This is a genomic window from Streptomyces sp. NPDC005774 (genome assembly GCF_042871645.1).
GTDB classification, from domain to species: Bacteria; Actinomycetota; Actinomycetes; order Streptomycetales; family Streptomycetaceae; genus Streptomyces; species Streptomyces pratens.
The window spans coordinates 1-17,783 of the sequence record NZ_JBIAIV010000069.1; the positions used below are offsets into that span (position 1 = coordinate 1).

Here is a 17,783-nt window from a genome sequence, read left to right on the forward strand (position 1 = left end):
GTGGGGGAGGAGCGGGAGACCGTGGAGGAGGTCGCCGAGCCCTTCCTCGTACGGGAGGGGCTGCTCGCCCGCACCCCGCGCGGCAGGATCGCCACGCCCGCGGCATGGGAGCACTTCGGCCTCGTGCCGCCGGGGCAAGGTGGTCCCGCCGACGGGCGGGAAGGCCCGCGCTGACAGATGATCGCCGCGCTGCGCAACCAGTTCGGTGACCACACCGTCGAGAACAAGAAGTAACCACCGCCTACGTTCAGGGAGGTCGGTGGCGTCGAGCCGCAGCGCGACATGCACGTATCGCACCTGTCGCCCGCCGACTCCCGCTCGTACGCCCGGGGCGAGGTCCCGTTCGGCCCGGGCGTCACCGCTTTCGTCGGTCCCAACGACCAGGGCAGGACCAACCTCGTCGAGGTGGTCGGCCATCTCGCGACCCTTGGCAGCCGCCGGGTCTCCTCCGACGCCCCGCCGGTCGCCGCGGACGCGACCGGGACCACACTGTGTGCGTGGCTGAGCCTGTCGACCTTCGCCGGGCTGCTCGTCCACGCGCTCTTCGGCTTCACCTGGGTCGACCCGGTGGCCGGATTCGTCATCGGCCGCCCTCGCCGTTAGCAAGGGCAGGGAAGCCTGGGAGAGCGGGCTGGTCTGCGACGGCGATGCAGACGAGGAGACCGTCGTGGGCGCGGAGCACCGCCAGAAACTCACGGGCATAGGAGGCCGGCCCTGGCGACGGCGTCCCGGCCGGATCCCTCAGTGCGTTCCGGAACGGGGCGTGGAACCGGTCGGCGAGCGCATCCGGGTCCTGCCGGATGCGCGCCGCGGTTGATGCGGCCGTGCCACTGGCGTGACGCACTCGACCCAGGCCTCAATAAGTGCATATCGGCCATCAGTAATTTTTCATAGCAAAGTGTTGATTTACCCCTCTGTTGGTGTCTAGCGTGGGATTCCAAGCAATTTCGAACTGATATTCGAACTGAGGCTTCGGTCGTGTGGGTGCGCGTCTTGCGGGGTGAGGACCGTGTCCTGTCCCTCCCCAAGCCCACCCCGAACCGCCGTCGGATGCACCAGAGGAGAACGGCGTGAACAGCTTCACCTTCACCCCCGCCACCAAGGAACGGGCCAAGGCCCGCATCGCACTCACCGGGCCCACCGGTTCGGGCAAGACCTACACCGCGCTCGTCCTCGGCACCGGGATCGGCGACCGGATCGCCCTGATCGACACCGAGCACGGCAGTGCTTCCAAATACGCCGACGAGTTCGCCTTCGACACCCTCCCGCTCACGACGTTCGAGCCCCCCGCGCTCGTCGAGGCGCTCGCGGTAGCCGCCCACGAGGGCTACGACGTCGTGATCGTCGACTCGCTCTCGCACTTCTGGTCCGGCGCGGGCGGGATGCTGGAGCAGGTCGACAACGCCGCGAAGCGCGTCGCGGGAGGCAACACCTTCGCCGGCTGGAGGGAGGCCCGCCCTCTGGAGCGGGCGATGGTTGATGCCCTGCTCGCCTACCCCGGCCACCTCATCGCCACCATGCGTACCAAGACCGAGTACGTCGTGGAGGCGGACGAGCGCGGGCGCAAGGTGCCGCGCAAGGTCGGGCTCAAGCCCGAGCAGCGGGAGGGCATCGAGTACGAGTTCGACATCGTCGGCGACCTCGACCACGAGAACACCCTGGTGATCTCCAAGTCCCGGGCGAAGCCGCTCTCCGGGCGCGTCATCCGCAAGCCGGACGAGACGTTCGCCGAGGCCGTCCTGGAGTGGCTCAACGCCGGTAAGCCCACCCCGAGCGCGTCCGACTACCTCACGACCGCCACCGCCCCGCACGCCACCTACGAGGAGCTCCGCGGCCTCTACGAGGAGGTGCGCCGGCACAACCTGCTCGCCGCCGCCGTCCTGGATCCCGCCGGGGGTTCGACCACGCTGGGCGAGCTCATCGTGCGCCGCGGCACCGAGGCGAAGAAAGAGACCGGAAAAGGGACCGAGCAGAAGGGTGAGGCCGCGTGAACCTCCGGGACCACGCCACCCGGGTCGTCGTACTCAGGGTGTTGCGCGACGCGGTGGAGGCCGAGTACCGGGCCGAGCGCCGCGCGGTCCTCGACGGGTTGCGCGCGGCTCGCGCCGAACTCGCCCTCAAGTCGATGCGGGTGACCATGCCGGACGACACCCCGATCGCCACCCTCACGCTCATCGACCCCCAGTCGGCGGTCGTGGTCGCAGACGAGGACGCCTTCACCGCCTGGGCGGCCGTGAACCACCCCGGCGAGGTGGAGACCCTGCTCCGGGTGCGCCCCGCCTGGCAGCGGGATCTCTTCGCCCGGCTCGCCTGCTCCGGCCCGGTCGCCGACCCGCACACCGGCGAGGTGATCCCGGGACTGACGGTGGCGCCGGCCCCCGAGCCGCGTTCGTTCAGCCTGCGGCCCGTGCCCGGCGGAGCGGAACGAGTCGCCCGGGCCTGGCGTACCGGCGAGATCGACCTGCGCCGGCTGCTCGCCCTCGGCGGGGGCGAGACGTGATGACCACCGCCACAGCGCGCTTCGACAGGGAATCGCCCGCCACCCTGTGGTTCCTGATCTCACAAGCCGGTCACCTCGGCTGCGGCCGCTGGAGTCTCGGGGACGACGGGCGACTGCGCTGCGCCTGCGGGACCGTCCTGTACCTGTACCAGCAGCCGGCGGACGGGGCGGGAAGCGGGGCACCGGAGTCACCCGGGACGTGCTCCCGCGGAAGGGAGGAACGGATGACGCCGGCTGAGACCGCGGGGCTCGCCGCGCTGGTCGCGGCGATGTGCCCGTCGATGCACCTGGAGGAGACCACGACGGACGCCTGGCACCTCCTGCTCGCCGACCTGGACGTCGCCGACACGCGGGAGGCCGTGATCCGGCTGGGCCGCGTGCAGTCCCGCATCGACGCCGCCGACATCCGTGCCGAGGTGCGCGCGATCCGGGAGGAGCGGCTCGCCCGCGACCCGTTGCCACTCCCGGACACCGACCCGGACGATCCGCACCGCTATCGCGCGGAACTCCTCGCGATCGTGACCGCGATCGCCTCGGGACAGCGCGTCAGGCGGGCACCCGCCGTCCCGGCCCAGCCACCTCCCGCCCTCGCCGGCCGCTCGAGGGAAGCCCTCCGCGTCCGTGCCCTCCGCGTGCCCTGCCCCTGGTGCCGGGCTGCCGTCGGCCGTGCCTGCACCGTCCCCCGGCTCGGCATCCCGCTGAAGAACGCTCCGGCCCACACCTCGAGACTCATCGCGGCGGGGCCCGCCGAACGAGAAGAAGAAGGGGAGCCGGGCAGTGAGCCCGAAGACGCCCCGAAGTGGCAGCTTTGTCGTCGGACAACCGACTCCCCCCGTCCCTACGTGCGTTAGGAGTACCTCTCATGGTCGGCGAGACCGTCGTCACCGTCGTCGGCAACCTGACCGACGACCCCGAGATCCGCAACACCCCGTCCGGCGAGGCGGTCACACACTTCACCGTCGCCTCCACCCCCCGCACCTTCGACCGGCAGAGCAACGAGTGGAGGGACGCCGACACACTGTTCCTGCGCTGCTCGGTCTGGCGGAAGATGGCGGAACACGTCGCCCGGTCCCTGACGCGCGGCACCCGTGTCATCGTCCAGGGGCGGCTGCACCAGCGGACGTACGAGACCAGGGAAGGCGAGAAGCGGACCGTCATCGAGCTGGAGGCATTGGAGGTCGGTCCCTCCCTGCGCTACGCCGACGCGACGGTCAGCAAGATCTCGCGCGTGGGCGTGCCCGGCGACACCCTCTTCGACACCGCCCCGTCCGCGCCGAACGGCGCGCCGGAGGCCCCCGACGGGGACAAAAGCGCCCCCCACGACCACAACAGCCCCACGTTCCCCTTCTGACCCGGTCGAAGATTGCTGGATGATCGTCATGAATGTCCTCCCGCCAAGCGGCCAGGCACAGCTCGAGAGCTGGACCCCGGCAGCGGCCATCGGCCTGACCTGCCCCGACTGCCACCCCGAAGGCCGGGACACCGCTGCCGGGATCCAGTCGGACAACGGCAACGAGACGGCCCGTCGCGGGGTCTGCGACGACAGCGCGGACGAGCCGTTCACCGACCTGGACTCCTCAAACGCATCGGCAACGGCGTGACGGTGCTGCGGCAATTCGCGCGGCGACCGCGGCCGATGGCCGATGTACCGGCCTTTTGAACCGACAGCGTGCCGCCGTCCACAACCCCCACAGGACGACGAGGCGAGCACATGAAGTTCGTGCACACATCGGACTGGCACATCGGAAAGGTACTCAAGGGGCACAGCCGACTCGATGAGCAGCGGGCCGTCCTGCGCGAGATAGTCCAGGTGGCACGGGACCACCGGGTCGACGCAGTCCTCGTTGCCGGTGACCTGTACGAGGCGTCCGCCCCGTCGGCGGACGCCCAGCAACTGCTGGTGCAGGCGTTGCTCACACTGCGACGCACTGGTGCCGAGGTCATCGCGATCGCCGGCAACCACGACCACGCACCCACCTTCGACGCCTACCGGCCGCTCATGGCGAGCGCGGGGATCACCCTGGCCGGCACTGTGCGCGTCGCGGCCGACGGCGGGGTGGTGAAGTTCACCGCGCGCTCGACGAGGGAACCGGTCACTGTCGCCCTGCTGCCGTTCCTGTCCCAGCGCTACGCCGTACGTGCTGCCCAACTGGTCGACAGGACGCCCAGGGAGGCGGCAACCGGCTATGGTCGGCTGGTGCGGGACCTGCTTGCCGCACTCACGGCCGGCTTCCGCGACGATGCGGTCAACCTGGTGATGGCGCACCTGATGGTGGCCGGGGGAAAGTTCGGCGGGGGCGAGCGGTCCGCCCAGTCGATCCTCGAATACTGGGTGCCGGCCGATGCCTTCCCGCCCGAGGCGCACTACGTCGCACTCGGGCATCTGCACCGTCGGCAGTCGCTGCCCGCGCCGTGTCCGGTGCACTACTGCGGCAGCCCGCTCACCCTCGACTTCGGCGAGCAGGACGACCCCTCGATGGTCCTCGTCGTCGAGGCCGAGGTCGGCACGCCCGCCCGCATCGTCGCCGAGGCGCCCATCGGGTCCGGACGGCGGCTGCGCACCGTACGCGGCACCGTCGATGAGCTGACCCGGCACGCCGACCCGCTCGGCGACGACTACCTGAGGGTATTGCTGTGCGAACCGGCGCGTGCGGGTCTGCGGCAGGAGGTGCAGCGGCTGCTGCCGAACGCGCTGGAGGTGCGCATCGATCCGGAGTTCGCCGCACCCGTGCACACCGCCAGGCCGTCCGCACCGGCCGACGGCATGGAGCGCAGCCCCGCTGAGCTGTTCCACGCGTACTGCGTCACCCGGAACCTGGTCGACGAACGGGTCGAAGCACTGTTCGCCAGGCTCCACGACCAGGCCACCACCGCGAACGCCTGACGGCGGGAAGGAGCCTCGATGAGGCCGGTGCTGCTGGAGATGAACGGCTTCGCCTCGTTTCGGGCGTCGACCGTGATGGACTTCCGCGAGGCGGACTACTTCGCGCTCGTCGGCCCCACCGGCTCGGGAAAGTCCACCGTCATCGACGCGATCACGTTCGCGCTGTATGCATCGGTGCCGCGCTGGGGAGACCGGCGTATGGTCGCGAACGCGCTCGCGCCGACCACCGACCGGGGCATCGTCCGGCTCGTCTTCGACCTTGCCGGGCACCGCTACGTCGCAGTCCGGGAGCTGCGCCGCACCGCCGGTGGCGTCCATGTGAAGAATGCCCGGCTGGAACGACTCGCCGACCCGGCCGCACTCGGCGCACCGGACGACGTCACCGAGGTGCTCGCCTCCGACTCCGAGGTCACGTCCGCGGTGGAAAAGCTGATCGGGCTACCGTTCGAGCACTTCATCACCTGTGTGGCGCTGCCGCAGGGTGACTTTGCCGAGTTCCTGCACGAACAGCCGGCCAAGCGGCAGGAGATCCTCGTCAAACTGATGGGGCTGCAGGTCTATACCCGGATCGCGCAATCGGCGAACACGAAGGCCGAGAGCGAGAAGCAGCACGCCGAACTTCTCGCCCGGCAGCTCGAGGAGTTCACCGATGCGACCGAACCCGCCCTCCAGGCGGCACAGGGCCAGGTGGCCGTGCTGGAGAAGGTCGCCGAGCGGATTCGTGCGATGCTGCCCGAACTCGCTCAGCACGGCGCGGCGGTGGCCGAAACGCAACAGGCGTGCGCGGCGCTGACCGAGGAGCGCGACCGGCTGAGGATGGTTGCCGTGCCGGCCGGGTTCGAGGAACTCGGTGAGAGGGAAGGCGAGATCAGGGCCGCGTGCGAGACGGCCGACGAGGAGCTCGCCGCGGCCGAGACGGCCGACACGACCGCCCGCGAGCAGCTTGCGGCGGCACCGCCCCGGGCCTCACTCGAGCAAGCCCGCCGCGATCATGCCGAGCTCGACGAGACGGAAGAGAGGCTGCTCACCACGCAGGCGCTGCAGCAGTGGCGCGCCGCGGCGCTCCGCGATGTCATCGCCGTCGAAAAGGAGGCCGAAAAGTTCGTCCAGCAGGCACGACAGGCGCGGGAGGTCACGGCGCGGTCGCATCTCGCCGCAGCGTTGCGGCCGCACCTACGGGCCGGCGGGTCGTGCCCGGTGTGCGAGCAGCGGGTCACAACGATGCCCGGTCCGCTGACCACGCCCGATCTCGATGCGGCCGAACGCGCACGAATCCAGGCCGACCATGAGGTGGAGCGGTTGCGTGGCGAGTGGACGAAGGCGTCCCGGGCCGAGCAGCAGGCCGCCGGCGAACTGAACATGCTCGCCGGCCGGGTCGCCACCCTGCGTGCCGACCTCGCCGGCACCCCGGACTTGGAGCAGGTGACCGCTGCGCTCGCCCGCCGGGAGCGGCTGGAAAGGACCGCAGAGGAGGCGGACGCACAGCTTCGGCGTGCGCGGACCGCCAGGGTGAGCGCCGAGAAGACTGCGGCAGGTGTTCGCCGGGAAGTACAGGCGGCCCGGGCGGTGCTCGAGCAGGTTCGCGATCCACTCGTCACGCTCGGGGCTCCGGCGCTGGACCGTGATGACCCGACCGCGGCGTGGACGGCCCTCGTCTCCTGGGCGGCCGACGCCGCCGCCACCCGCACCACGGCGCTGTCCGGCGCGCACGAGAGACTGGCGAGGGCTCGTGGCCGGCTCACCACTGCCGAGGACCGGCTCGCCGACATGCTCGCCGCCCCCGGTGTGGAATTCGATACGGAACGGCCGTTCACCGAGACGGCCGAGCCGACGGTCGCGGCAGCGCTGAGGGGAGCGCGTCAGGAGGTACGGCGCCTCGTCGAGCGACGGGAGCAGGCCGCGAAGCTCGACGCGCGGCGGCAACACGCGGAGCAGGCGCATCAGGTGGCAAAGACGCTCGGCCATCTGATGCGCGCAGACGGGTTTCCTCGTTGGCTTGTTACGACGGCTCTCGACGAACTCGTCGCGCATGCCTCCGAGAGGCTTGCCGGGCTGTCCGACGGGCAGTTCGAGCTGGTCCACGACGACGGGAACTTTCTCGTCATCGACCACACCGACGCGGACGGCCGTCGGCCGGCCAAGACGCTGTCCGGCGGTGAGACGTTCCAGGTCAGCCTCGCCCTCGCCCTGGCGCTTTCGGAGCAGTTGCCGGCCATGGCCGCAGCCGGCGCCGCCCGGCTGGAGTCCATCTTCCTCGACGAGGGATTCGGCACGCTGGACGAGACGACACTGGAGACGGTCGCCGCCACGCTCGAAGAGCTCGCGATCCGCAGGGGCCGCATGGTCGGCATCGTCACGCACATCAGTGCCCTGGCCGAACGGGTGCCGACCCGCTTCGCCGTTCACCGCGGCCGGGGGACCTCCTCGGTACAGCGGGAAACACCATGACCGGCCCCGTGGGCTCCGGCCGGGCCGGGTCCTCCAGCGCGAACCACCGCTCGACCAGCTGCTCGGCATCATCCAGCCACCGGGCCGGCCGCTCCGGAGCGGCCGCGTCGCCTTCCGTGCCGTTCTGCGCGCCGGCGGTCGAGACGGTCTCCGAGCCGCCCTCCCCGCCTTCTCGACCGCACCCATCCCGACGCCAAGCCCATCGAGGAGATCCACGACGAGGTGGAGAGGTATTCCGTCTGCGGTTCCTCATCGTCCAGGCCCGGCAACCCACCACTGCCGGAGCGGGCCCACGGAAAGCACCACACGCTTGCGGAGGCCCGCTGCACCCGCACCCCGCACGAGCGACTGCTCGCCCTCACCACCTGCCCACGGTGCGGCGGCGACGGCCTGGTGGTGTTCGACAGCCCGGGTGAGGCCGTGGAAGACGTGCCGCGGCACCACGGGAAGTGCCTCTCCGGCGGGCGGGTGATCTGCCTGAGCGATGAAGTGGAACACCAGGTTGTGTATGACCAGCTGATGCAGCCCGAGCCAGGGACCGAGGCCGACGGGTAGCGCGGTGTGAACATCGGTGTAGGGCAGGGCACGGACATCCGAGACGCGTCACACGATCACCGGTGCAGGGGGCGCGGGGCCGGACATGGTGGCCACCACCACGGACCGCACGGGTCGGACGTCATTGCCATCGCCCGCCCCGCACCCGCCCCACACCCACGCCGCCCCTCAACCGACGACCGCCAAGAGCCGGCGTCCGCACACCCAGAGACCACGAACAGAGGCCCGGTGCTGATCTCTGACCACAAGAAAAATGATCGGCCGGTAGCTCCGTGCGTCAGCCAACGTCGGTTGCAGGCGTAAAGCCTGGCCTGCACAGGTCTTCAAGGTCGGAGCCCCCATCACCCCACACCAGAGTGTGGGAGTCCCAATCCAGCTCTACATGATCCAGCCCTTGGCGACGGAGCATCCAGTCGTAGTTCTTCAGTGCGGTCTCGGCCTCTTCGGTCATGGTGCGAGGCTACGTAGTGACCAGGACCGGAAGCCGTATCTCTGACCCAGGACACACCGAGATCCGATGGCGTCGAGCGCCTGCGCGAATGTTCGATCGAGAGCTTCCCGTTCGGGCGATCCGGAACGATCAAGACCTCGATCTCCGGATCATGTCCCTTCTCGTGGTGTAGCCGATCAGTCATCCGTCGCGTTGGTGGCATTGGGGAGCGAGAGAGCGCTGTCGGGGCGCTCGTCGAGGTCGCCGGCCTGGGTGGTCAACGTCTTGCCGTGGTGCCCGTTGCGGTAGGCGATGCGGGCCTCGGTGTGCTCGTTCCCCTCTGCGCCGATCCGGGGGGCGGCCCCGGACCCGATCAGCTTCTGCAGCATTTGCTCGGCCACGCTCCTCACGAGTTTCGAGTCCGTCTGCCGAACGTAGTGACTTCAGCAGGCGGAGCAAGCCGGACCGGGGCAGGGCCACCGCGCCCCTCCTGCGTTGAACTGCCCGCTCACCACGGAGAGTTGCATGGCGTCCGCCTCATGCACACGGAGCAGAAGCCTCTCGCGGATGTGCGTCCCGGGAGTAAATTCGCGCACACCCAACCTTGACCGGCTGCACCCCACAACGGGATGCCATCGGCGCAGAGGCGGAGCGGACGGTAGGCCCGCCGGTGTCGCAGTGATGGAGGAGGCGGTCGAGGGTCGCGGTGGCGAGGACTTCGTCGTCGGAGGCCCGTCTCCCGGCGACGTCGCCTTCTGACGGTGGAGGGAGCGCCCGACAGTCGGCGGGTGGCCGCCTTTCGGAGGCGGACGCCGTACGAGGCGAACTGCTGGACGGTTTTCGACGACGGCACGGCACAGTTCTTTCTGTCGGTGCTCACCGGCGTGGTGAATCCGCCCAGCGAGCGGATCGCAGGAACAGCCTCGCGCCTGTTCGTGAACCGGTGCGAGGTGTGAGCACCGACGCGAACGCCCTCGACTTCTCCCCGGAGGCCGTAGACGGCTCCCCGTCCGCGCGTTCACCCGCGGACCAGGCGCCCCAGGGCCCACCGGGCGGGGCCGGCGTATGCCGCGAGGGCGACGGCCGGTCCCTCGGCCCGCAGCGTCGTGACCGAGCCGGCCGCCCGGGGGAACACCTCATGACGCAGTCGCATGTGTACCGGTCCGAGCCGGACCCGCCAGGTCCACTGCCGTCGTTCCTCGTCGACGCACTCCACGACGAACCTCACGGTGGCACCGAACAGTGAGACCACCTCGCCCCGCATGCCTGGTGCGATCCGCTCACCGGCCACGCGCACCGCCCTGATCTGCGGCGACCACGCCGGCCAGCAGGCGGGTGAGACGTAACGCGACCAGACGTCCTCGGCGGGGGCCGGTCCCGCGGCCCGCAAGGTCATGACGGCCATCGGGCCGGTACCCGGTCAGCCGACCTGGCCGTGGACGAACTCGTTGAGGGCCTTGCCCGGCCGCAGACCCGCACCGCCGTCCTCCTGATGGAAACTGCCGAAACCGGTGAGGGTGACGGTCTTCCCCGCCCTGAGCGCCTCGGCGATCGCACCCGCCCGGTCGATGGTGCCGAACAGGGCATCGACGACCCGGCCGACCTGTTCCAAGGACAGATCACCACCATCCGTCGCCTTGTGTGTGACCGCCTCGACCAGCCCGGACCTGTCCATACGACGCACCCGCTCCTTGACGATGAAGTCCCGCGAAGCCGCAACCCGCCCGACCGGCCGGCCACCGCTGTCCGACACCACCATCGTGGCACCGTCACAGCAGCCCCGCACGCAGCGGCGCTCAACCGTACGCTGCCCGTGTGCACAGTGTGGAACTGTTGCCCGACCCCGCGACCGAGCGGGCCGTCCGAGACGTATGGCGCCGCCTCGCGGACGCGGGCCTGCCCAGCCTCGCCGCCCACCACCACCCGACCAACCGCCCCCACCTGACCCTCGTCGCAACCGACCACCTTCCACCCCAGACACACGCCCACCTGAAACACTCCTTCGCGAAGACCCTTCCCCTCCCGCTGCGGCTCGACGGACTCCTACGGTTCTCCGGTCGGACGAGGGTGCTGGTCTGGGCGGTCCGACCCGACGAAGGGCTGTTGCGCCTGCACGAAACGGTGTGGCGGACGCTGCGCGACGCACCGGGGAGCGGAAGCATGAACCCTCTCCTCGACCCTGTGCGCTGGGTCCCGCACATCACCCTCAGCCGCAGCCGCGGCACCGTTCGGGCTGAGCTGCCCGACGGGCTGTTCCCCCGCACGTCCGACGCACTGCCCGGCATCCTGACAGGGTGGTGGACCTCCGCCCGGCACTACGACTCGGGCCCCCGCACCGTCGAACGCCTGGGCCCTTGACGCACCCGCACCCGGCAGCCCCGGCCCGGCCGCATACGCCGGCCGTCCAGGCCGCGTCCGCGAGCACCACCGCGTAGACGCTCACCGGTTGCCCGCCACGAGCCGGCAGATCACACAGGCGGCCCAGCCACCGACGGCGGCATGACTGCCGTCCGTATCCGACCCCGGAGCCCGCCTCGAGGCCATGCCGCCGCGCCACACTGCACTCCGGCCGGAGTGACAAGCCCCTGATGTGGAACCCGTACCGACGCGGACGTCCGAGACACGCGACGGCATATGTCCGCGGCACACGACGACAGAGAGAGGGGCCGGCGCATGGAACGGGCTGCCCTGTTCGACGTCGACGGAACCCTCGTCGACACCAACCACCTCCACGTGACCACCTGGTGGGAGGCGTTCCGGCAGGTGGGCCACCAGGTGCCGATGCACGCGATCCACCGGGCCATCGGGCTCGGCTCCGAGGACCTCGTCGCCCATCTGCTCGGGGACGACCGGGACAAGAACCTGGACGAGGAACTGAGCGCCGCCCACAAGGCCCTCTACGGGCAGTACTTCGGCCGGCTGCCCGCGCTGCGGGACGCCGGCCGGCTGCTGCGCCGCCTCGACCAGGACGGCTGGACGGTGGTGCTCGCCACCTCCGCCGGAGGCGCGGAGCTGTCCGCGCTGCGCCGGGCGATCGACGCGGACGACGCGATCAAGGCCACGGCCGGCGCCGACGACGTGGAGCAGGGCAAACCGGCCGCCGAACCCGTCGAACACGCTCTGAAGCTGGCAGGGGTGCCCGCCGAGCGCGCGGTGTTCGTCGGTGACACCGTGTGGGACATGAAGGCGGGCAGCAGGGCCGGGGTGCACTGCGTCGGCGTGCTGTGCGGCGGGATCCCGCGCGCCGACCTGGAGGAGGCGGGTGCGCGGTCGGTCTACGACGACCCCGCCCGGCTGCTCGCGTCCCTGGCCGACAGCCCGCTGGGGTGAGGAACGATCCCCCCGGGACACCCACAGGCGTATGACTCGTGTGACGGATGCGGTACGACGGGAGGTGGGCGCCCACAGAGGTCCTCCACGCCCCCGTCGACGACGCCGTCCCTGGCAGCGCCGGCCCTTCTCCCTCCGTCAGCTGACCGCTCCACCCGGCCGGGCCGTGAGCGTCCCCCGATGGTCACGGCCCGGCGGCGCTACGGTGTCGGCGTGCGGTTTCTACGAGGGCCTCCCTTTCCGGGCCGGCTGCGGTGAACAGGCTCCTGTGTTTGTGAACGCGACACGACTCTGGAGACGGGTACGCCGGGGAGACAAGCCGGTCTCGGCTGTAGTGGGGCAGGAGACCTGCTGCTGTGCGGTGTGCTCCTCCTGATGGCGACCGGAGTGCTGATTCTCGAGCCCACCACCCGAGAGGAGGAAGGGGCCGCCTGGCGCCTCACGAGCCAGGTCCGCGCTTGCCGGCTCGCTGGTGGCCTGGTGCTTTTCTCCGCACTGGGCATGAGCCGGTCCCTGCTTCCCCACCTGGCCACGATGCTCGCTTCACCCATGGTGCTGTTTCTGATACCGATCTCGTTGACTTTGTGGTGGTGCGCAGCCAGGGCTTCAAAGATAGGGAACCCCGAGCTGACACGCGGGTAAGGAGCGGCACGAGTTCCGGGACGACCGACGGAACTGTTCAACGACGCCGCCGCACGCCGGTCACCCCGCGCCCCGTGGCGGTCCTGGGAGAAGGCCGGACTCTCCTGCGCAACGAGGGCCGCGTCGACGCGCAACGAGATCCGGTACACCGCATGTGCTGCTGACAACCCCCTCCCGTAACCTCATGTTTGAAGACGTCAGACGCCATGGGCATCCACTTCGAGGAGGCGATGGTGCTCGGTAGGGGCACGCATTTGCTCGCGGGCGCCTTGATCGTGACCTGCATGGTGCTCATCGGCCCCAGTGCGCCAAGCGGTGCCCCCTTCGCCAGGTCACTGCCCGTCGAAGCCGTCAGGGACGTCGTACCGAACCGGGTCATGACGTGGAACATCTGCAACCCCTGCGAGGAAAGCAACGCCGACCGGGCAGCAGAGATCGCCACGTATGCGCCCCAGGTCATCGGCCTGCAAGAAGCGTGTGTGCGTGACGTCGAGAGGATCCGGGAGTATCTGGAGAACCATTACGGGCTGGTTTACCACGTCGAGTACGGGATGGTTCTTCGGAATTGGGGCCGTTGCGGCGGAGTGCCGTGGAGTCCGGGGGCCTTCGGCCAGGCGGTTCTCTCGGCGGCACCGATGACGGACCTCGTCAACGTGGAATACCCCGACGGCGGATCCGAAGACCGTGGGTACATGGCAGTCACCACCGCTGTGGGCGGCCGGCCCGTCCGGGTGTTCAACACCCACCTTGCCCAACGACGTCAAGAGGCAGTCCGAGCAGACCAGACCGGCGTCCTCGCCGCAGACGTCGCCCGGCACGACCGCGCGATCGTCCTCGGCGACTTCAACGCCGTGCCGAACGCCCCTGAACTCACCGGGATATGGGGTCTGGCCGCGGATACGGACCCCCAGTGCCATCCCTCGCCCACCGGTGACTGCAAGCCGACCACCGACTGGCACAGCAAGTTCGACTACATCTTCCTGCGAGGCATCGTCCCGCTCGAGCACCGTGTGCATCCGACCCCGCACTCGGACCACCACCTGCTGCACACCGACCTGGACACAGCTCAGGTGGGCATCCCGGCCGGCTCGGCCGGTGATCCCGAGAGCCGATGATCCACTCTGCCTGACCCGGACCTTCGTGGTATGCCCAGCTTGCTGGGACTGCAACTCGTTCGGTGTAACTCCCGATCATGGAAGGTGCAGTGCCGTTGGCCTGCTCGACCACCCACCGCTTGGGCTGTGGGACGAAGCCCTTGCCCTGGTCGTCCGGGTTGCGGCGGACGACCTCGACGGTGATGTCCAGCAGTGCGCCGTGGATGATGGCCTCGTCCTTGAATCCCTGGTCCACCAAGGCTTTCTCCAGGCGGCCCCCGCACCGCTCGGCCGCCATGTCGAGCAGGGCCGGCCCGGCGGTGTTGTCGTGCGCCGACGCGGCCAGGACGACGACACCGATGATCAGTCCGAGCACGTCGACGACCAGTCCCCGCTTGCGCCCCGGCGTCCGCTTGTTGGCGTCCAGCCCCGTCGTGGTCTTCTGGACTCCCACGGCCGCGCGCACGGACCGGGTGTCGATGACCACGAGGGACGGGTCCTCTCATCGGCGGGCCTTCTCCTTCACCTGGCAGCGCAGGAGTTCCCGGATCCGCTGTTCGAGTTCGTCCTTGAGCCACAGCGTGAAGTAGTGGAACACCGCCGACCGGGCGGGCAGGTCATGGGGTAGGTAGCGCCACTGGCAGCCCGTCCGGTTCTGGTAGAAGAACGCGTTCACGACCTCCCGGAGATCACAGGCCCCGGCGTCTCCCGTCGCCGACCTCGCCACACGGTCCTGCTTCCAGAACGTGATCATCGGCTCGAGCAACGCCCACTGCTCGTCCGACAAGTCGCTCGGATACGGTCTTCGCTCCATACCCCGCATCCCGACATGCTCATGCCGAACGGCTGGCCCGTACGGCGATCAGTACCACGAACGAGCGATCGCGAACCGAGAGGGAAGGGACTTAACGCCCTCTCAGTGCCGGAGGTGCATTCCGGGCCGCTGATAAACTGTGCCCGCGCTTCATTACACCGGGGTCCGTACCGAACGGTACGGACCCCGGTGCGTTTCGGGCGCCAGATCAGGAAGGTGCCTCATGAACGCGAAACCGTCGGCCTCCGGACTCTCCAGGGGTGGCACGTCCCCGCGAGTGACAGCGTCGCCGGAGGTGACCCCGGCCGCGTCCTTCGACGCGTTCGGGCTGCCACCGGAGCTGGTGGAGACAATGGGAGGGCTCGGGGTGACGAAACCGTTCCCCATCCAGGCGGCGACGCTGCCCGACGCGCTGGCCGGCCGTGACGTCCTCGGACGGGCGCGGACGGGATCCGGCAAGACGCTGGCCTTCGGGCTCGCTCTGCTCGTCCGCACGGCGGGCCGGCGGGCGGAGGCGAAGCGGCCGCTCGCGCTGGTCCTGGTGCCGACCCGGGAGCTCGCCCAGCAGGTGAGCGACGCCCTGGTGCCGTACGCGCGGACGCTGAACGTACGGCTGGCGACGGTGGTCGGCGGGCTGTCGATCAACCGGCAGGTGGCGGAGCTGCGGAGCGGCGCCGATGTGCTCGTCGCGACGCCGGGGCGGCTGGCCGACCTCGTGTCGCGCCGGGACTGCCATCTGAACCACGTTCGGATCACGGTGTTGGACGAGGCGGACCAGATGTGCGACCTGGGGTTCCTGCCGCAGGTCTCGGACATTCTGGAACAGGTCCCCTCCGACGGGCAGCGGCTTCTGTTCTCGGCCACGCTCGACCGTCACGTCGAGCAGCTGGTGCGGAGTCATCTGAACGACCCGGTCCACGCGTCGGTCGACCCCGGGGCGGGCTCGGTGAGCACGATGGACCATCACGTCCTGACCGTTCATCCCGCCGACAAGTACGCCACGGCGACCGAGATCGCCGCTCGGGACGGCCGGGTGCTGATGTTCCTGGACACCAAGGCGGGCGTCGACCAGTTCACACGTCATCTGCGGGCCGGCGGTGTGCGGGCCGGTTCCCTGCACAGCGGCAAGTCGCAGCCGCAGCGCACGCACACGCTCGCCCGGTTCACGGACGGTGACATCACCGTGCTGGTGGCCACCAACGTCGCGGCGCGGGGCATTCACATCGACGCGCTCGACCTCGTCGTCAACGTCGATCCGCCGGCCGACCCCAAGGACTACCTGCACCGCGGCGGGCGCACCGCGCGGGCCGGACAGTCCGGGACCGTGGTCACCCTGGTCACTCCCGCCCAGCGGCGCGAGGTGAACCGGATGATGTCCGATGCCGGTATCCGGCCGACCGTCACCCCGGTGCGCTCCGGCGAGGCGACGCTGACCGCCATCACCGGTGCGAAGCGCCCGCCGGCCGGGACGAAGGCCAACAGCGGCAACGTGCCCTTCCGCGGCCTCGGCAGCCGTCCGGGCCGTCCCGTCAAGGAGTCCCGCAAGGCCGCCGAGGCCCGCAAGGCGGCGGAGGCCCGGGCGGCGGCCCGGGTGCGCAGGGGCCACTGACCCCGGACGGACCCCACCTAAAGCGTGTTGCAGAAGGCTGTGACCAGGCAGCCTGAAGTGGGTGGCCGGCCTGTCTGCTCATGCGGCGAGGGCGAGGTTGTGCATGCGGGCGACGGCCCGGACTGCGTAGTCGTAGTGGAGGCCATTGCCGGCAGTCGCGGAGTATCTTGCTAGCGCTTCATGCGAGCGAAGGCATGTTTCACGCGGGCCCGCACGCGTCGGTGTTCCGTGTTGTCTACTTGCTCGCCTGGCAGGAGTGGGCGGCCGGGCCGTTTGCGGTGGAGGACGACGAGTCCGGTGTTGATGGGGGCGCCGTCCCCGAGCACGGTTACGCCCTGGCAGATCTCGGCCAGTCCGGAGTCCTGCCATGCCTTGGCACCCGTGGTGTTACCGGGCACCGGACGGGCCGTTGAGATCACGAGTTTGGTGTCGGCATCGATGATGACCTGCACGTTCGCTGAGAACCGGCAGTTGCGTGAGGATCGCCGACCTTCCGGTCCCGCACCGGGATCAGCGTGCCGTCCACGATCCACAGCCACTCCACGGCGTCCACTTCGACACCGACGACGACGGCTCGGTGGACCGCGACGACCTGCTCACCCTGGGCTCCCAGCTGCTGTCCCGGTTCGGCGGGCCCGCCACCTCCCCGAAGGGCACCGCACTGATGGACGGGGTGGTGCGCTTCCGGGACGCCCTCGTGGCCGCCGCCGACCAGAACGGAGACGGGAGGCTTTCCCCGCAGGAGTACCGCGCGTGCATGACCGGCGCGTTCATCACCTCCCCGACGGCTTCGACGCGTCCTTCCGGTCCCGGCCGAGGCGGTCTGCTCGCTCCTCGACACCGACGGGGACGGAGCGGTCGACGAGCAGGAGTTCCAGGCCTGGCAGGAGGTGTTCCGCACTCCGCCCGCCGACCGGGCCGCCGCGTTCCGCAAGCTCGACGCCGACGGCAACGGCACGCTGAGCGTGGACGAACTCCTCGGCGCCCTCCGCCAGTACTACGTCGGCCCCGAGACCGATGCGGCGGGCAACTGGCTCTACGGCCCCGTGGTCTGACGCACACCACCCCATCGGAGGGTGGCCCCGGCTGCTGAGCCGAGCAGCCGCCGGCCCATGCCAACTTCGATATGAGGGCTCGTGACTGGCGGGTTCCGGCGCCGTGGTCGAATCCCGGAACGGAGGTGGAAGACACGGAGGCCGTTCACGGTGCCTCTCCGGCTGCACCGGCCGGGTCCGACAGGATCCTGCCCGAAAGAAGTGCGGGGACGAAGCAGCCCCACTGGCCCGGTGTGACCACAAGAGCCGTGGGGCGCCGGCCACCTTTTCCGACGAGGTGGATCTTGCAGGTCAGGCCGCCCCGGGACCGTCCGACGTCCCTCGTCGGGGCGGTATGGGTACGGCCGGATACGCCGACCAGTCCGCTTGTTGGTGGTGTGGCAGCTGGGTTCCGGCAGGAGGGTGGCGGCCGGTTTTCCGTC

19 protein-coding genes and 5 pseudogenes are annotated in these 17,783 nt (G+C 70.0%); 17 read left to right on the top strand and 7 right to left on the bottom strand.

The window, feature by feature from the left end:
- The 10 genes and pseudogenes from ACFYQA_RS35490 to ACFYQA_RS35535 form a co-directional block, all read left to right on the top strand.
- A partial coding sequence (locus ACFYQA_RS35490) for a Holliday junction DNA helicase RuvB C-terminal domain-containing protein (protein ID WP_388927070.1) occupies positions 1 to 174 on the top strand: 174 nt, incomplete at its 5' end.
- A 108-nt stretch (positions 175 to 282) separates the two neighbouring features.
- A pseudogene (locus ACFYQA_RS35495) lies at positions 283 to 477 on the top strand (DNA replication and repair protein RecF); the annotation flags it as partial.
- A gap of 593 nt (positions 478 to 1,070) precedes the next feature.
- On the top strand, positions 1,071 to 1,991 hold the full coding sequence (locus tag ACFYQA_RS35500; protein WP_332432589.1) for an ATP-binding protein: 921 nt from the start codon (positions 1,071 to 1,073) through the stop codon (positions 1,989 to 1,991).
- Complete coding sequence (locus ACFYQA_RS35505) at positions 1,988 to 2,500, top strand: hypothetical protein (protein WP_388926992.1); 513 nt, start codon at positions 1,988 to 1,990, stop codon at positions 2,498 to 2,500. Before ACFYQA_RS35500 ends, ACFYQA_RS35505 begins: the two co-directional genes overlap by 4 nt.
- A gap of 224 nt (positions 2,501 to 2,724) precedes the next feature.
- Entirely contained in the window at positions 2,725 to 3,351 is a 627-nt protein-coding gene (locus ACFYQA_RS35510) for a hypothetical protein (protein ID WP_388926995.1), read from the top strand.
- An 11-nt stretch (positions 3,352 to 3,362) separates the two neighbouring features.
- Positions 3,363 to 3,851: a single-stranded DNA-binding protein gene (locus ACFYQA_RS35515; protein WP_388926997.1), complete on the top strand. Its 489-nt coding sequence runs from the start codon at positions 3,363 to 3,365 to the stop codon at positions 3,849 to 3,851.
- A gap of 19 nt (positions 3,852 to 3,870) precedes the next feature.
- Positions 3,871 to 4,101, top strand: coding sequence for a hypothetical protein (locus ACFYQA_RS35520; protein ID WP_388927000.1), 231 nt, complete (start codon positions 3,871 to 3,873; stop codon positions 4,099 to 4,101).
- 110 nt (positions 4,102 to 4,211) lie between these two features.
- Positions 4,212 to 5,384: an exonuclease SbcCD subunit D gene (locus tag ACFYQA_RS35525; protein ID WP_388927003.1), complete on the top strand. Its 1,173-nt coding sequence runs from the start codon at positions 4,212 to 4,214 to the stop codon at positions 5,382 to 5,384.
- An 18-nt stretch (positions 5,385 to 5,402) separates the two neighbouring features.
- Positions 5,403 to 7,832 (top strand): AAA family ATPase, encoded by a 2,430-nt coding sequence (locus tag ACFYQA_RS35530; RefSeq protein WP_388927005.1) that lies wholly within the window; start codon positions 5,403 to 5,405, stop codon positions 7,830 to 7,832.
- Between the two features lie 222 nt (positions 7,833 to 8,054).
- The gene (locus ACFYQA_RS35535; protein ID WP_388927008.1) at positions 8,055 to 8,387 is read left to right on the top strand and encodes a hypothetical protein; all 333 of its coding nucleotides are present in this window, start codon (positions 8,055 to 8,057) and stop codon (positions 8,385 to 8,387) included.
- A gap of 277 nt (positions 8,388 to 8,664) precedes the next feature.
- On the opposite strand, the gene ACFYQA_RS35540 is transcribed toward ACFYQA_RS35535, so the two are convergent.
- On the bottom strand, positions 8,665 to 8,838 hold the full coding sequence (locus tag ACFYQA_RS35540; RefSeq protein ID WP_388927011.1) for a hypothetical protein: 174 nt from the start codon (positions 8,836 to 8,838) through the stop codon (positions 8,665 to 8,667).
- Positions 8,839 to 9,014: 176 nt separating this feature from the next.
- Entirely contained in the window at positions 9,015 to 9,206 is a 192-nt protein-coding gene (locus tag ACFYQA_RS35545) for a transposase (RefSeq protein WP_388927014.1), read from the bottom strand.
- A gap of 399 nt (positions 9,207 to 9,605) precedes the next feature.
- Between ACFYQA_RS35545 and ACFYQA_RS35550 the strand changes: the two genes are divergently transcribed.
- Positions 9,606 to 9,773, top strand: coding sequence for a hypothetical protein (locus ACFYQA_RS35550; protein ID WP_386399325.1), 168 nt, complete (start codon positions 9,606 to 9,608; stop codon positions 9,771 to 9,773).
- Between the two features lie 62 nt (positions 9,774 to 9,835).
- Here the strand turns inward: ACFYQA_RS35550 and ACFYQA_RS35555 are convergent, their stop codons facing one another.
- On the bottom strand, positions 9,836 to 10,213 hold the full coding sequence (locus ACFYQA_RS35555; RefSeq protein ID WP_388927017.1) for an SRPBCC family protein: 378 nt from the start codon (positions 10,211 to 10,213) through the stop codon (positions 9,836 to 9,838).
- 24 nt (positions 10,214 to 10,237) lie between these two features.
- On the bottom strand, positions 10,238 to 10,492 hold the full coding sequence (locus tag ACFYQA_RS35560) for an HU family DNA-binding protein (RefSeq protein WP_388927020.1): 255 nt from the start codon (positions 10,490 to 10,492) through the stop codon (positions 10,238 to 10,240).
- A 140-nt stretch (positions 10,493 to 10,632) separates the two neighbouring features.
- On the opposite strand from ACFYQA_RS35560, the gene ACFYQA_RS35565 reads away from it, so the two are divergent.
- From ACFYQA_RS35565 to ACFYQA_RS35575, 3 genes are all read left to right on the top strand, one after another.
- Complete coding sequence (locus ACFYQA_RS35565) at positions 10,633 to 11,175, top strand: 2'-5' RNA ligase family protein (protein WP_388927023.1); 543 nt, start codon at positions 10,633 to 10,635, stop codon at positions 11,173 to 11,175.
- 315 nt (positions 11,176 to 11,490) lie between these two features.
- Positions 11,491 to 12,147, top strand: a complete 657-nt coding sequence (locus ACFYQA_RS35570) for an HAD family hydrolase (protein ID WP_388927026.1) — start codon at positions 11,491 to 11,493, stop codon at positions 12,145 to 12,147.
- A gap of 872 nt (positions 12,148 to 13,019) precedes the next feature.
- Complete coding sequence (locus ACFYQA_RS35575; RefSeq protein ID WP_388927073.1) at positions 13,020 to 13,904, top strand: endonuclease/exonuclease/phosphatase family protein; 885 nt, start codon at positions 13,020 to 13,022, stop codon at positions 13,902 to 13,904.
- Positions 13,905 to 13,992: 88 nt separating this feature from the next.
- On the opposite strand, the pseudogene ACFYQA_RS35580 reads toward ACFYQA_RS35575, so the two are convergent.
- Positions 13,993 to 14,697 (bottom strand): annotated as a pseudogene (locus tag ACFYQA_RS35580) (IS5 family transposase); the annotation flags it as partial.
- Positions 14,698 to 14,920: 223 nt separating this feature from the next.
- On the opposite strand from ACFYQA_RS35580, the gene ACFYQA_RS35585 reads away from it, so the two are divergent.
- Positions 14,921 to 16,306, top strand: coding sequence for a DEAD/DEAH box helicase (locus tag ACFYQA_RS35585; protein ID WP_388927029.1), 1,386 nt, complete (start codon positions 14,921 to 14,923; stop codon positions 16,304 to 16,306).
- Positions 16,307 to 16,384: 78 nt separating this feature from the next.
- Here the strand turns inward: ACFYQA_RS35585 and ACFYQA_RS35590 are convergent.
- Positions 16,385 to 16,856, bottom strand: a pseudogene (locus ACFYQA_RS35590) (transposase family protein); the annotation flags it as partial.
- 114 nt (positions 16,857 to 16,970) lie between these two features.
- Here ACFYQA_RS35590 and ACFYQA_RS35595 point away from each other — a divergent pair.
- Both ACFYQA_RS35595 and ACFYQA_RS35600 read left to right on the top strand, forming a co-directional pair.
- Positions 16,971 to 17,042 (top strand): annotated as a pseudogene (locus ACFYQA_RS35595) (hypothetical protein); the annotation flags it as partial.
- A gap of 154 nt (positions 17,043 to 17,196) precedes the next feature.
- Positions 17,197 to 17,361 carry a hypothetical protein gene (locus ACFYQA_RS35600; RefSeq protein WP_388927032.1) on the top strand — a complete coding sequence of 55 codons (165 nt, stop codon included), beginning with the start codon at positions 17,197 to 17,199 and terminating at the stop codon, positions 17,359 to 17,361.
- Positions 17,362 to 17,578: 217 nt separating this feature from the next.
- Here the strand turns inward: ACFYQA_RS35600 and ACFYQA_RS35605 are convergent.
- A pseudogene (locus tag ACFYQA_RS35605) lies at positions 17,579 to 17,729 on the bottom strand (IS5/IS1182 family transposase); the annotation flags it as partial.
- Between the last annotated feature and the right edge of the window lie 54 nt (positions 17,730 to 17,783).